Source organism: Microbacterium sp. JC 701, from assembly GCF_021026215.1.
In the GTDB taxonomy this organism is placed as follows: Bacteria; Actinomycetota; Actinomycetes; order Actinomycetales; family Microbacteriaceae; genus Microbacterium; species Microbacterium algihabitans.
Window position 1 is genome coordinate 1077721 of sequence record NZ_JAJNCV010000001.1, and the last position, 13867, is coordinate 1091587.

A 13867-nucleotide genomic window follows, 5' to 3' on the forward strand; every position below is an offset into this window, starting at 1 on the left:
ACGCATTTCACCCCGCCGCCCGTGCAGCGTCATCCCCGGGATGTACGACGAGACGACGTCAGGCCGATGCCGCCGGCCGGGGGTGGTTCGTAGCGTCGAAGTCATGCAGCAGAATCCTTCCGACACCGCGCCGATGGCCGCGCGAGTGCAGAACCTCACGAAGACCTTCGGTGCCGGCGAGTCGCGCGTCCACGCGCTCGACGACGTCACGATCGGCCTCCGCCGCGGCGAATTCACGGCGATCATGGGACCGTCCGGCTCGGGCAAGTCGACCCTCATGCACGTCATGGCGGGACTGGATGCCGCGACCTCGGGCCGCGCGTTCATCGGCGACACCGAGATCACCGGGCTCAGCGACCTCGACCTGACCGTGCTGCGTCGCTCGCGCGTCGGGTTCGTCTTCCAGTCGTTCAATCTCGTGCCGACGCTCGACGTGCTCGGCAACATCACCCTGCCGTTCGAGCTGGCCGGTCGGTCTCCCTCGCCCGAGGCCCGACGCCGGATCGACGCGCTCGTCGAGTCGATGGGACTGAGCGGTCGTCTGCGTCACCGCCCGCACGAGCTCTCGGGCGGTCAGCAGCAGCGGGTCGCCATCGCGCGGGCCCTGGCGACGCAGCCCGACCTGATCTTCGCCGACGAGCCGACCGGCAACCTCGACTCCCGCACCGGCCGCGAGGTGCTGGCGCTGCTGGCCGCGGCGAGCCGCGAGCACGGGCAGTCGATCGCGATGGTGACGCACGACCCCGTCGCCGCCTCGCACGCCGACCGGGTGATCTTCCTCGGCGACGGCCGCGTCGTGGCCGACACCCCGCGCCAGGGCGCCGAGGCGATCTCGGCCTACATGCTCTCGTCCGAGGTCGGAGCGTGAGCGCCGTCGCCGAGCGGCCCGTCGGCGCGCCGCGCCCCCGCCGCCTGCCGCGCGCCCTGCCGCGCGCGGAACGCGGTCTCGGTGCCTCGGTGCTGGTCGCCGCCATCTCGAGCGGCTTCGGCACGCTGCTCATCGCCGCCACCGGTTTCATCGGCGCGTGGTTGCTGGCGGCGCCCTACCTCGCGGGTCGCGAGAGCGTCGTCGTGGTCGTGGCGATCCTCAGCGCGCTGCTGGTCGGCGTGGCGATGTTCGTCGCGGCGATCGTGACGACGAACACCTTCGCGACGATCGTCGCCGGCCGGACGCGGCAGATCGCCCTGATGCGCCTGATCGGTGCCTCGGCGCGGTCGGAGCGCGTGCGGGTCGCGCGACAGGGTCTCGTGGTGGGGGCCATCGGAGCGGTCGTGGGGCTGATCGGCGGGACAGCGGTCGCCGCCGCGCTGCTGCCGGTGGCGCGCACCGCGTGGGGGATCGACGTCGACTACGCGCTTTTGCAGCCGGTGCTGGTCGCTCCCGCCGTGATCGTGACCCTCACGACGTGGGCCGCCGCGTGGGCCGGTTCGCGCCGGGTGCTCGAGGTGACGCCCCTGCAGGCGATCTCGGGGGCGACCGAGCGCAACCGGAGTGAGGCCGTCGGCGGTCGCGCTCGCCGCATCGTCGCGGGGATCCTCTTCTTCGGCGGCACGCTGGTGCTCGCCGCAGGGATCGCCCTGGGCCTTCTCTCACCCCTCGGCGTCGTCGTGGCGTTCGTGGGCGGAATCTTCTCGTTCACGGGACTGAGCCTCGGCGCCACCGTGGTCATGCCGCCTCTGCTCCGCGTGACCGGACGTCTGTTCGGCCGTTCGGCCGAGGCGCGCCTGGCTGCCGAGAACGCGCTGCGCTACCCCGAGCGCTCGAGCCGCATGGCGATCGGCGTCGTGATGGGAGTCACGCTCGTGACGATGTTCGCGGTCGCCTCGCAGTCGGCCCGCGACCTTCTCATCCGATCGGGCGGCGGCGAACCGCCGGAGGAACTGCTCGCGCTCATGGACACCTTCGCCACGATCATGATGTCGCTCGTCGCCGTGTCGGCCGTCATCGCCGCCGTCGGTCTGGTGAACCTGCTCACCCTCGGGGTGATCCAGCGCCGTCGGGAGCTCGGTCTGCTGCGCACGCTCGGCTTCGCCGCCCCGCAGATCCGGCGGATGGTGCTGCTCGAGGCCGCACATCTCACCGTGACCTCGGTGGCCCTCGGGCTCGTGCTCGGCGTGATCTACGGCTGGGCGGGAGCGCAGTCGCTGCTCGGTTCGGTCGGCGTCCCGCCGGAGTTCTCGTCGCCGACGTTCCTGCTGCCGAGCATCCCGTGGGCGACCGTGGGGACCGTCGCGGTGGCCACCGCGCTGCTCACCGCTGTCGCCGCCGTCGCGCCCACGCGCCTGGCCACCGCGGTGTCGCCGATCGACGCCCTCGCGGGCGACTGATCCGCCGGCCGGTCCCTGACCGCACCGGGGTCGGACATCGCGGCGGCCCGGGCCCATGCGATCGCGAGACTGCATCCGGCTGACATCTCGGCGTCAGGCTGCAACGGGCTTGTCAGCGAGATGCAGTCTCGCGTTCGGAGCGAGGCACGCGCCCGCCCCTGTCCCACCGCCCGCCGCCCCGCTCAGACGAGCAGCTGGTGCTTCGCGAGATCGCGGTAAAGGGGAGTGGATGCCACGAGCTCGCTGTGCGTGCCCCGACCCACGACCCGGCCCTTGTCGAGCACCACGATGAGGTCGCTGTCGACGACCGTCGAGAGGCGGTGCGCGATGACGAGCAGGGTGCGGTCGGTCGCGACGGCGTCGATCGCCTCGCGCATGCGCTGCTCGTTGACGCCGTCGAGCGACGAGGTCGATTCGTCGAGCAGCAGCACCGGGGGAGCGGCCAGCAGCGCGCGGGCGATCGCAAGGCGCTGGCGTTCTCCGCCCGAGAGCATGACGCCGTCTTCGCCCACGGGAGCGTCGACGCCGAGCGGGCTGCGCTCGAGCACGTCGCCGAGGTTGACCGCGCGCAGCACCCGCTCGCAGTCGGCGTCGGATGCCGCGGGAGAGGCGAGTCGCAGGTTGTCGGCGATCGTGCCGGCCAGGGTCGGCGCATCCTGCTCGACGTAGCCGAAGCGGGCGCGAAGGTCATCGCGGGAGAGGTCGCGCGCGTCGACGCCGTCGACGAGGATCGCGCCGCCGGTCGGGTCGTAGAAGCGCTCGATGAGGGCGAGGATCGTGCTCTTGCCCGCCCCCGAGGGGCCGACGAGGGCGACGCGCGATCCGCGCGGCACCTCGAACGACACCCCGCGCAGCACGTCGCGGTCATCGTCGACCTCGGCGGCGGTCTCGTCGGCCGCGCGCTCGAGGTGCGCCTGCTCGAGCACCGAGCGGGCCTCCGCGGCGGCGGCCTCGCGCGCCTTCACGACGTTGTCGGGATAGCGGAAGTGCACGTCGCGGAACGTCAGCGCCGCGGCATCCGGAACCGCCGCAGGCGACGAGGGACGGTCGGCGTCGTCTTCGAGGGGGAGGTCGAGCACCTCTTGGATGCGCCCCAGCGCGCCCAGCGCCTGGTTGACCGAGGTGATGGCGCCGATCGCCGAGGCCAGGGGCTGCACGAGCAGGAAGAGGAAGATCACGAAGGTGACGAGCGAGGCGACGTCGATGGCGCCGGAGGCCACGCGGTATCCGCCGACGCCGAGCACGACCAGCAGCGACACCTGCAGGGCGACGAAGGCGATCGGCACGATGAGCGCCGACACCCGCGCGATGCGCACGCCCGCGGCGTAGGCGGCCGTGGCGTTCTCGGTCACCGCCGCGATCTCGCGCTCGGTCGCGCCCGACGCGCGGATCGTGCGGATCGAGCCGACGGCGCGCTCGACGCCCGAGGAGAGTTCGCCGACCTTCGCCTGCTGATCGGCGGATGCCGCGCGGATCCGCGTGCTCAGCAGCACGACCACCGCGAGCGAGGCGCCGACCACCACCACGATGAGCCCGAGCAGCAGCGGGTCGATGAAGGCCATCGCGATGACCGCGCCGACGAGGATGAGGGCGTTGCCCACGGCATCCGCGAAGCCCTGCGTCAGCACCGCGTACAGCAGGGTCGTGTCGGTGCCCACGCGCGAGACGAGATCGCCCGTGCGACGCGCGTCGAACTCGCTGATGGGCAGGCGCAGGATGCGCGCGATGAGCCGCCGCCGGCTCGAGAAGACCACCGCGGTGCCGGTGCGCTGCAGGAGATAGTGCTGGAAGCCCGAGATGACCGACGACAGCACGACGAAGCCCACCAGCAGCCACACCAGGGCGCCGAGGGGCACGCTGGCCTGCACGCGCGAGATGACCTCGCCGACGAGCAGCGGCTGCGCGAGCGTGGCAGCGGCGCCGAGCACGCTGAGCACGGCGACGACGACGAGCGTGCGCTTGTGCTCGAGCAGGAAGGGGACCAGCTGGCGGAACGACGCGCGCGGGCCTTCGGGCGCGCGGCGGCCGCGCCGACCACGCGCGGGAGCGGGAAACGACATGCTCACCTCGGGAGAAGAATGGGGTGCTTCGACCGTACCCCGCACCACCGACACCGCCGGTCGGTCCGCTCGACGGCGTGCACAACTCCGGAGAATTCATCGACTCACCGCGATGCGAGCAGTCCGGGCTCCCCGCGCGGTTGCGGATCTCCGGAGTTCGGCCCGTACAACGACGAAGTCCTGTCGGAACGACGGATGCCACGAGGCCTGGGCCCCGTGGCATCCGGTGTCCGATGCGAACGCGTGGTTACGGCGCGGTCGCTCCGGCGGCGATGTTGTCGTCGTAGTCGACGTCCTTCGTCTCGGGCGAGAGCACGAGAGCGATGAGCGTCAGCACGCCCATGACCGAGAGGTACACGCCCACGAGCCACGGGTTGCCGTCGCCGGCGGCCCACAGCGCGACCGCGACGATCGGCGCGAGGGCGGCGCCCAGGATCGACGAGACGTTGTAGGAGATCGCCGAGCCGGTGTAGCGGGTGTTGGTCGGGAACAGTTCCGGCAGCACCGCGCCCATCGGGCCGAACGTCGCACCCATGAGCAGGAAGCCCAACACCAGGAACGCCTGCACCAGCGCTCCGGTGAACTTCGGGTCGGCCGCGGGCAGCAGGAACACTGAGAACAGCAGACCGAACACGATGATCGCGATGGTCACGCCGATGAGCAGGCGCTTACGGCCGATCGCGTCGGCGACGGGGCCGGAGAGCATCGTGAAGACGCCGAAGAACACCACGCCGATGATCTGCATGATCACGAAGTCGGTGTAGCCGAAGCCGAGGCCGGGCACGTAGGCGGCGGCGTCGAACGCGGTGCCGGCCTTCTCGGCCGCGGCGGCAGCTCCCTCGGCGGTGGGCTTGGTGCCGTACGACAGCGTGAAGCTCGTCATCAGGTAGAAGAGCACGTAGGTCGCCAGCATGATGAACGTGCCGAGGATCAGCTGCTTCCAGTTGCGGCGGAGCACCTCGCCGAGCGGGAACTTGCGGATCGCGCCGCTCTTCTCGGCCTTCGCGAACGACTCGCTCTCGACGAGCTTGAGGCGCACGTAGAGGCCGACGATGACCATGATCGCCGAGAACAGGAACGGCACGCGCCAGCCCCAGGTGAGGAACTCGGCGGAGCGCTGAGCGGTGCCGTCGGGGTGCGGCAGCGCGAAGTTGATCACGAGGAACACCGTGTTGGCGATGATGAAGCCGATTGGGGCGCCCAGCTGCGGGAACGTGCCGAACAGGGCGCGCTTGCCCTTCGGGGCGTTCTCGGTGGCGACCAGCGCTGCGCCCGACCACTCGCCGCCGAGGGCGAAGCCCTGCGCGAGACGCATGATCAGCAGCAGCACCGCGGCCCAGACGCCGATCTCGTTGAAGGTCGGCAGGCAGCCGATGAGGAAGGTCGCGACACCCATTGTGAGAAGGGATGCCACGAGGGTGGCCTTGCGGCCGAAGCGGTCGCCGAAGTGGCCGAACACGACGGCACCGAGGGGGCGCGCGACCATCGCGGCGCCGAAGACGCTGAACGACAGCAGCAGCGAGGTGGTCTCGTTGCCGGTGGGGAAGAAGAGCACGGGGAACACGAGCACGGCCGCCGTGGCGTACGCGTAGAAGTCGTAGAACTCGATCGTGGTGCCGATGAGGCTCGCGGTGATGACGCGCGAACGCGGGTTGGCCGGTGCGGCCGGGGTCGAGCGAGTGGAGGGGGATGACGTGGTCATGACTGCCTGACGGGAAGGGTCTTCGTTCGCGTCCGGGGTGGGGCGCAGCGGTGGCGCGCAGCGGTCACGGGGGTGGTGGTGAGAGAGCGCACGGGCGGAGGCACCGGCGACGTCCCCGAGTGAGGGGCGTCTAGACCCTCCAGTCTATGCGCGCGCTGAGCGTGGCCCCGACGCGGGTGGTCAGCGCCAGATGACGGCGAGACCGGCGTTGAGCAGGGCCAGGATGCCGATGGGCCAGAAGATCGCCGGAGACAGCGACCCGGTGCGCTTCTGTCGGGCCGAGCCGATGCCCAACAGTGCGCCGATGATGAGCAGCACGACGAGCTTCACGCCGATCTTGGCGTAGTTGAGGTCGTGGTCGAGGCCCCAGGGAGCCGAGAGAGCGAGGCCCGTCACGAGGGAGATGACCAGCGCGTAGTTCATCAGCGGGGTCACGCGGATGCGGCGGGCGACGGCCTCGACGACCCACGCGCCGAAGAGGATGGCGAAGCCGACGAGGTGGACCAGGACGACGACGTTCCGCAGGGTCTCCATACCCGTCAGGGTAGGGATACCGCGGCAGCGCCGCCAGCAAGGCGGGCCTCACAGCCCGCGCGGCCGCTGAGCCCGTCCCGCGAGCGGTCCCTGAGCTTGTCGAAGGGCCGCCCCCGACCCGCGGACGTCCGGTGGCTTCGACAGGCTCAGCCACCTCGCTTCGGCCTCGACCCGCGGACGCCCGGTGGCTTCGACAGGCTCAGCCACCTCGCTTCGGCCCCGTCCCGCGGACGCCCGGTGGCTTCGACAGGCTCAGCCACCTCGCTTTGGCCCTGAGCCCGCGAGCGGTCCCTGAGCTTGTCGAAGGGCCGCCCCCGACCCGCGGACGCCCGGTGGCTTCGACAGGCTCAGCCACCTCGCTTCGGCCTCGACCCGCGGACGCCCGGTGGCTTCGACAGGCTCAGCCACCTCGCTTCGGCCCCGACCCGCGGACGCCCGGTGGCTTCGACAGGCTCAGCCACCTCCCTCCGGCCCGCGAACGCGAACGGGCCCGGCGACCGCAGAGGTCGCCGGGCCCGTCGTGAAGAACGCGTCAGCCGCGCAGCTCGCGCAGCACGAGGGCGGTGCGGATCGCGGCATCCGCGGCCTCTTCGCCCTTGTCCTCCTTGGAGCCTTCCAGGCCCGCACGGTCGAGGCCCTGCTGCTCGTCGTCCAGCGTCAGCACGCCGAAGCCGACGGGCTTGCCGGCGTCGAGCGCGACGCGGGTCAGGCCGTCGGTGGCCGCCGACGAGACGAACTCGAAGTGCGGCGTGCCGCCCCGGATGATCACGCCCAGGGCCACCACGGCATCCGCCCCGCCCTCGAAGGCCGCGCTCGCGGCGACGGGCAGCTCGAACGAGCCGGGGACGCGCACGACGCGGTAGGTCGCGCCGGTCGCGTCGAGCACGCGCTTCGCGCCCGCGATCAGACCGTTCGTGATGACCTCGTGCCACGTTCCCGCGACCACGACGACGTTCAGACCCGACGCGTCGACGCCGCCGGTCTCGGGTGCTCCACTGCCGGCCATCAGGCGCTCTCTTCCTTCATGTGCGCGAGGGCGTCGCGCAGGTCGTCCTCGGCGATGATGTGACCCATGCGGTCGCGCTTCGTCTCGAGGTACTGGTGGTTGTTCGGGCCGACGCCCACGAGCAGCGGAACCTGCTCGACGACGTCGAGACCGAAGCCGCGCAGCTGCGCGACCTTGTCGGTGTTGTTCGTCAGCAGGCGCACCTTCTCGACGCCGAGGTCGGTCAGGATGCCGGCGGCGGCGGCGTAGTCGCGCGCGTCGGCGGGCAGGCCGAGGGCGAGGTTGGCGTCGACGGTGTCCATGCCGCGCTCCTGCAGGTTGTAGGCGCGCAGCTTGTTGATCAGGCCGATGCCGCGACCCTCGTGTCCGCGCATGTAGATCACGATGCCGCCGTCGCGGTCGATCGTGTCGAGGGCCGCCTCGAGCTGCGGACCGCACTCGCACTTGAGCGAACCGAAGGCCTCACCCGTCAGGCACTCGGAGTGCACCCGCACGAGCGGGGCTTCGTCGGACAGGTCGCCCGACACGACGGCGAGGTGGTCGGTGCCGGTGATGCGGTCCTTGTACGCGAGGAAGCGGAAGGTGCCGTGCGAGGTGGGCACGTTCGACTCGGCGCGCAGGCTCACCCGGCGGCGGGCGGGGGCGGTCGCGGGCAGCGGGTCGGTCTCGTTGAGGTAGCCGATGAGCTGTTCGATCGTGATGACCGGGATGCCGTCGCGCTCGCCGAGCTCGAAGAGTCCGGGCAGGCGCATCATGCTGCCGTCTTCGGCGACGACCTCGGCGATCGCGCCGACGGGCTCGAGTCCCGCGAGACGCATGAGGTCGACCGCGGCCTCGGTGTGGCCCGCGCGCTCGCGCACGCCGCCGTCGACGGCGCGCAGCGGCAGCACATGTCCGGGGCGGATGAGGCTGGTCGGAACCGACGCGGGGTCGGACAGCACGTTGAGGGTGCGCGCGCGGTCGGCGGCGCTGATGCCGGTGGTGACTCCGGATGCCGCGTCGACGCTGACCGTGTACGCGGTGCCGCGGGCGTCCTGGTTGACCTCGACCATGGGCGGCAGGTCGAGGCGGTCGGCCCACTCGCCGGGCATGGGGGCGCAGACGTATCCGCTGGACCACCGCACGGTCCAGGCGAGCCACTCGGGGGTCGCGAGCTGCGCCGAGATGATGACGTCGCCCTCGTTCTCGCGGTTCTCGTCGTCGGCGACCAGGATCGGTCGACCCTGACGCAGGGCCTCCAGGGCCTCGGGGATGGTGGACAGGCTCATCGGGAGCCCCTCTCGGTCTGTGCGGCGGTCGCCGCGGGATTCTCTGTCGTGCGGAAGGCGAGCATGCGCTGGACATGACGGGCCAGGATGTCGGTTTCGAGATTCACGGGGGTGCCGGCTTCGGCGCGGCCGAGGGTCGTGGCCTCGAGCGTTTCGGGGATCAGCGAGACCTCGAGCCACGGCTCGGGCTCGGAGGCTTCGCTCACGGCGCTGACGGTGAGCGAGACGCCGTCGATCGCGATCGACCCCTTGTCGACCACGAGCGGGGCGAGGTGGGCCGGGATACCGACACGCACGACGCTCCACTGCGCGCCGGGCCGCACCTCGCGCACGACGCCGGTGCCGTCGATGTGGCCCTGCACGATGTGCCCGCCCAGGCGTCCGTGCGCGGCGGTCGCGCGCTCGAGGTTGACCGGGAGGCCCGGGGCGACGCCCGCGAGCGTCGACATGTCGAGGGTTTGCTTCATCACGTCGGCGGTGAACCAGTCATCGCCCTGGTCGACGACGGTGAGGCACACGCCGCTCACCGAGATCGAGTCGCCGTGGCCGGCGTCCGACACCGACAGGGGGGCGCGCAGGGTCAGGCGCACGCCGTCGCCCGACGGCTCGACGGCCGTGACGGCGCCGATCTCTTCGACGATTCCGGTGAACATCAGGCGTCTCCTTCGTTCTCGCCCGCGGTCGCGGGCACAGTCTCGGGGTTTCGGGGCCCGGTCTCGGCCGGGCGGGCGACGATCAGCAGGTCGTCGCCGAGGGGGGTGACGGATGCCACGGTCAGGCGCTTCGCCGCGTCGATGCTCGGCACGCCCACATCTCCCAGAGCGAGGCGCGAACCGCCCAGCAGCACGGGGGCGACATAGACGAGCAGTTCGTCGGCGAGACCCTCGCGCACGAACGCGCTCGCCAGCGTCGGCCCGCCCTCGACGAACACGCGCTGCACGCCCTGTTCGGCGAGGTCGGCGAGCACCGCGTGCAGGTCGTGCGTCGAACAGAAGAGGGGGTCGCGGGGGTGGCGGCGCACCGCGGCATCCGGAGCCGTCTCGCTCTCGCCGATGATCACGGGCATCGGCTGGTGCTCGAGCAGCGTCCCGTCGTCCGCTCGCGCGGTCAGCGCGGGGTCGTCGGAGCGCACGGTGCCCGTGCCGGCGACGATCGCGTCGGCCTGCGCACGGCGCGCATGCACGTCGCGTCGGGCGTCGGGTCCGGTGATCCACTGGCTCGTGCCGTCGTCGGCGGCGGCGCGACCGTCGAGGCTCTGCGCCCACTTGACCGTGACGTGCGGGCGGCCGGTGCGCTGCAGGTGCGTCCAGTCGGCGACGAGCGCCTCGGCGGCATCCGCCTCGGGTCCCGACTCGACGTCGACGCCGGCTGCGCGCAGGCGATCGGCGCCGCCGGCCGCGGCGTCGGTGGGGTCGTCGAGCGCGAAGACCACGCGGGCGACTCCCGCCTCGATGAGCGCGACGGCGCAGGGGCCGGTGCGACCGGTGTGGTTGCACGGCTCGAGGGTCACGACGGCGGTCGCCCCGCGGGCGTCGCCGGGGGCGAGCTGCGAGAGCGCGTCGACCTCGGCGTGCGCGGTGCCGGCTCCGCGGTGGAAGCCTTCGGCGAGGATCTCGCCGTCGGGCGAGAGGATCACGGCGCCGACCTGCGGGTTGAGCCCGCGCGGGCCGCGCCGGGCGAGCTGCAGCGCTCGCCGCATGGCGTCGATCTCGACGGCGGATGCCATTTCCCTGTCCTTCCCGCGGATTCGGGGCAGGGCCAGCGGGAAGGCGCGTCGCGCCGTCCGTGCTGCCTCCTATCCGGACTAGCGAGGGCTGGCCCTCGCATCACCGTCGGTCCCGGAATTCCACCGGATCGGCCCCACCGCGTGAGCGGAGGGGTTCGCGGACTATCACCGCCGGTTCGGATTCTCACCGACCCCGGAGCACGTTTTTGCTCTTCGGAGTCTACTCAACGCCGCTCGAGCGGTTTCATTCCCCGTCACGCGGCGACGTTTCGTGGTACTCCCGCGCCGGGGCGCGGAGGCGCACACCTTGGCCGGACGCGCGCAGCGGGGCGGCGACGCGGGCATCGTGGCTGGCCGCGCGCATCGGGGCGCCGACGCGTGCAGGGGCGCGGGCGCACGGTCCGTGGCCGGAGCGCGCATCGCGGCGCGGACGCGCGCATCGTGGCCGGAACCATCGTGGCATCGGGTCACTTCAGCAGTCGCGACAGCCGGCGGTCGGCGAGCAGCTTTCCGCCCGTCTGGCAGGTGGGGCAGTACTCGAGGGAGTTGTCGGCGAAGAACACGCTGCGCACCTCATCGCCGCAGACGGGACACGCCTCGCCGCGCCGCCCGTGTACGCGCATGCCTCGCCGTTTTGCATCCTTCAACTCCGCCGGCGGTTTGCCGCGGGCCGCCTCGATCGCCTCGGCCAGCGTCGTCGTCATCGCGCCGTAGAGGTGGTCGACCTCGGCATCCGACAGATTCGCCGCCAGCGCGTACGGCGACATCTTGGCCGCGTGCAGGATCTCGTCGGAGTAGGCGTTGCCGACCCCCGCGATGATCGACTGGTCGCGCAGCACGCCCTTGATCTGCGTGCGACGGCCCTCGAGCAGCGAGCCGAACGTCGCGCGGTCGAAGCCGGCGCTCAGCGGGTCGGGACCGAGCCGCGCGATGCCCGGCACCTCGGCGGGGGAGCGCACGGCGTACACGGCGAGCGACTTCTTGGTACCGGCCTCGGTGAGGTCGAACCCCGAGCCGTCGTCGAAGCCGACCCGCAGCGCGATCGGCGTCTTGCCGGGCTTGATGATCGTCGCGGGTAGCGCGTCGTACCACCGCAGCCACCCCGCCTTGGCGAGGTGGAACACCAGGTGCACGCCCGCATCGGTCGAGACGTCGACGAACTTGCCGTGGCGATCGACACCCGTCACGTGGGCCCCGACCAGCGCGGTGAGCGGCGGGTCGTAAGTCTTCAGTGCGTTGATGGCCGACACGGTGGCCTTGTCGACACGCAGTCCCGTCACGCGCCCGCGCAGGTATTCGACGAGCCCCTCGACCTCTGGCATCTCCGGCATGCGGCCATGCTGCCACGGACCTCCGACATCGGCGCAGGCCCTTGCCCCCGGCCTACAGCACGGGCCAGGGTTGCGGGTCGCGGTCGTCGGAGCGCAGCAGCCCGCCCACCCACATGTCGGAGCGCCCCAGCGAGTTCGCGCCCGCCTGCCGCAGCAGCCCTTCATAGCGGAACCCCACCGCCTGCGCCACGCGCGCCGACCCGGCGTTGCCCACGACCGCCCGCCACTCGATGCGCTGCACCGCCGGCCGTTCGGCGGCGAAGCCCCAGTCGACCACGGCCCGCACCGCCTCGGTGGCCAGCCCCTGCCCGCGCACGCTCGACGAGACCCAGTAGCCGATCTCGGGACCACCCGACGGCAGTTTCGCCAGGCCCACCATGCCGACCAGTCGCCCTTCGAGGCGGATCGCCCACGTCGCCTCCGACCCGTCGCCCCACCACGTGCGCGTCAGTTCGACGAACGTCTCGGCGTCGGCCGGAAGGTAGGGCGACGGCACCGTCGTGAACCGCTGGATCGCGGCATCCTGACACTCCGCGTGGATCGCCGCGGCGTCGCTCTCGCGCGGCGCCGACAGCTCGAGGCGGGCGGTGCGCAGGATCTCCGGTTCCATCCGGCCACGCTACCGGTCGCGGCGGGCCTGTCCGCGGCACAGCTTACGCAGGAGTCGTGCCGCTCGCGCCGAGCACCTGCCGCCTAGCCCCGCCCCCGAATCACGACGCCCGCGCGACTCAGCGAGTCGCGCGGGCGTCGAACAGCCGAAAACTCAGCCGCGGCGGAGCAGGCCGATGCGGTCGTACACGTCGCTGAGGGTCTTCTCGGCGACGGATGCCGCTTTGCCGGCGTTCACGGCCAGCACGCGGTCGAGCTCGGCGGGGTCGTCGAGCAGTTCCGTGGCCCGCGCACGCACCGGCTCGAACTCGTTGACGACGACCTCGGCGAGGCCCTTCTTGAAGTCGCCGTACCCGCGGCCCGCGTACTCGTCTTCGATCGAGGTGATCTCGCGGCCGGTGAGGGCCGAGTAGATGACGAGCAGGTTCGACACGCCGGGCTTGGTCTCGCGGTCGAAGCGCACCGACCCCTCCGAGTCGGTCATGGCGCGCATGATCTTCTTCGCGCTGACCTTGGGGTCGTCGAGCAGCCACAGCACGCCCGCGTCGGACTCGGCCGACTTCGACATCTTGGCCGTGGGGTTCTGCAGGTCGTAGATGCGTGCGGTCTCGCGCTGGATCACGGGCTTCGGCACGGTGAAGGTCTCGCCGAATCGCTGGTTGAAGCGCTCGGCCAGGTCGCGCGTGAGCTCGATGTGCTGCTTCTGGTCGTCGCCGACGGGCACGACGTCGGTCTGATACAGCAGGATGTCGGCGGCCATCAGCACCGGGTAGGTGAAGAGGCCGACGTTGGTGGCATCGGTGCCGTAGCGGGCCGACTTGTCTTTGAACTGGGTCATGCGCCCGGCCTCGCCGAAGCCCGTGAGGGTCGACAGCACCCACTGCAGCTCGGCGTGCGCGGGCACGTGCGACTGCACGTACAGCGTGGAGCGCGAGGGCTCGATGCCGGCGGCGATGTACTGGGCGGCGGTGCGGCGGGTCTTCTCGCGGCGCTCGGCGGGATCGCCGGGCTGCGTCAGGGCGTGCAGGTCGACGACCGAGAAGAAGGCGTCGTACTGGTCCTGGAGGTCGCGCCACTGCAGGAGGGCCCCGATGTAGTTGCCGATCTGGAGGCTGTCGGCGGAGGGCTGCATTCCGGAGTAGAGGCGCTCGGTGGTCACCGTACGATCCTAGGCCGCGTGCGCGGGGCCGACCTTCCGTCGGAAAAGGGTCCGGATGTCGATACCCGGCCCCCGGCGACGACCAGTGCTCCGCACTCGGCGTCAGGCGACCGGATGCCGAGGTCGGGAGGGCCCGCGCGCGAT

General features: G+C 71.7%; 12 protein-coding genes. 2 read left to right on the forward strand and 10 right to left on the reverse strand.

Annotated elements, in window-relative coordinates; translation table 11 throughout:
* The first annotated feature begins 103 nt into the window (after positions 1-103).
* Both LPW41_RS05170 and LPW41_RS05175 read left to right on the forward strand, forming a co-directional pair.
* Positions 104-868 carry an ABC transporter ATP-binding protein gene (locus tag LPW41_RS05170; RefSeq protein WP_230704276.1) on the forward strand — a complete coding sequence of 255 codons (765 nt, stop codon included), beginning with the start codon at positions 104-106 and terminating at the stop codon, positions 866-868.
* Complete coding sequence (locus LPW41_RS05175; RefSeq protein ID WP_308071691.1) at positions 865-2328, forward strand: ABC transporter permease; 1464 nt, start codon at positions 865-867, stop codon at positions 2326-2328. The genes LPW41_RS05170 and LPW41_RS05175 overlap by 4 nt, the downstream gene beginning before the upstream one ends.
* A 182-nt stretch (positions 2329-2510) precedes the next feature.
* Here the strand turns inward: LPW41_RS05175 and LPW41_RS05180 are convergent, their stop codons facing one another.
* The 10 genes from LPW41_RS05180 to trpS all read right to left on the reverse strand — a co-directional run bounded on the left by LPW41_RS05180 (position 2511) and on the right by trpS (position 13723).
* Positions 2511-4388: an ABC transporter ATP-binding protein gene (locus tag LPW41_RS05180; RefSeq protein ID WP_230704277.1), complete on the reverse strand. Its 1878-nt coding sequence runs from the start codon at positions 4386-4388 to the stop codon at positions 2511-2513.
* A gap of 247 nt (positions 4389-4635) precedes the next feature.
* Positions 4636-6090 carry an MFS transporter gene (locus tag LPW41_RS05185; RefSeq protein WP_230704278.1) on the reverse strand — a complete coding sequence of 485 codons (1455 nt, stop codon included), beginning with the start codon at positions 6088-6090 and terminating at the stop codon, positions 4636-4638.
* Between the two features lie 180 nt (positions 6091-6270).
* A complete protein-coding gene (locus LPW41_RS05190) occupies positions 6271-6624 on the reverse strand; it encodes a Fe-S protein (protein ID WP_230704279.1) in 354 nt (117 codons plus the stop codon).
* A gap of 532 nt (positions 6625-7156) precedes the next feature.
* On the reverse strand, positions 7157-7630 hold the full coding sequence (ribH, locus tag LPW41_RS05195) for a 6,7-dimethyl-8-ribityllumazine synthase (protein ID WP_056226723.1): 474 nt from the start codon (positions 7628-7630) through the stop codon (positions 7157-7159).
* Complete coding sequence (gene ribA / locus LPW41_RS05200) at positions 7630-8898, reverse strand: GTP cyclohydrolase II (protein WP_144829050.1); 1269 nt, start codon at positions 8896-8898, stop codon at positions 7630-7632. Before ribA ends, ribH begins: the two co-directional genes overlap by 1 nt.
* Positions 8895-9551: a riboflavin synthase gene (locus LPW41_RS05205; RefSeq protein ID WP_230704280.1), complete on the reverse strand. Its 657-nt coding sequence runs from the start codon at positions 9549-9551 to the stop codon at positions 8895-8897. The genes ribA and LPW41_RS05205 overlap by 4 nt, the downstream gene beginning before the upstream one ends.
* Complete coding sequence (ribD, locus tag LPW41_RS05210) at positions 9551-10624, reverse strand: bifunctional diaminohydroxyphosphoribosylaminopyrimidine deaminase/5-amino-6-(5-phosphoribosylamino)uracil reductase RibD (protein WP_230704281.1); 1074 nt, start codon at positions 10622-10624, stop codon at positions 9551-9553. Before ribD ends, LPW41_RS05205 begins: the two co-directional genes overlap by 1 nt.
* Before the next feature lie 467 nt (positions 10625-11091).
* A complete protein-coding gene (locus LPW41_RS05215; RefSeq protein WP_144829041.1) occupies positions 11092-11955 on the reverse strand; it encodes an Fpg/Nei family DNA glycosylase in 864 nt (287 codons plus the stop codon).
* Positions 11956-12007: 52 nt separating this feature from the next.
* Positions 12008-12565 carry a GNAT family N-acetyltransferase gene (locus tag LPW41_RS05220; protein WP_230704282.1) on the reverse strand — a complete coding sequence of 186 codons (558 nt, stop codon included), beginning with the start codon at positions 12563-12565 and terminating at the stop codon, positions 12008-12010.
* 153 nt (positions 12566-12718) lie between these two features.
* The gene (gene trpS / locus LPW41_RS05225) at positions 12719-13723 is read right to left on the reverse strand and encodes a tryptophan--tRNA ligase (RefSeq protein WP_144829036.1); all 1005 of its coding nucleotides are present in this window, start codon (positions 13721-13723) and stop codon (positions 12719-12721) included.
* Between the last annotated feature and the right edge of the window lie 144 nt (positions 13724-13867).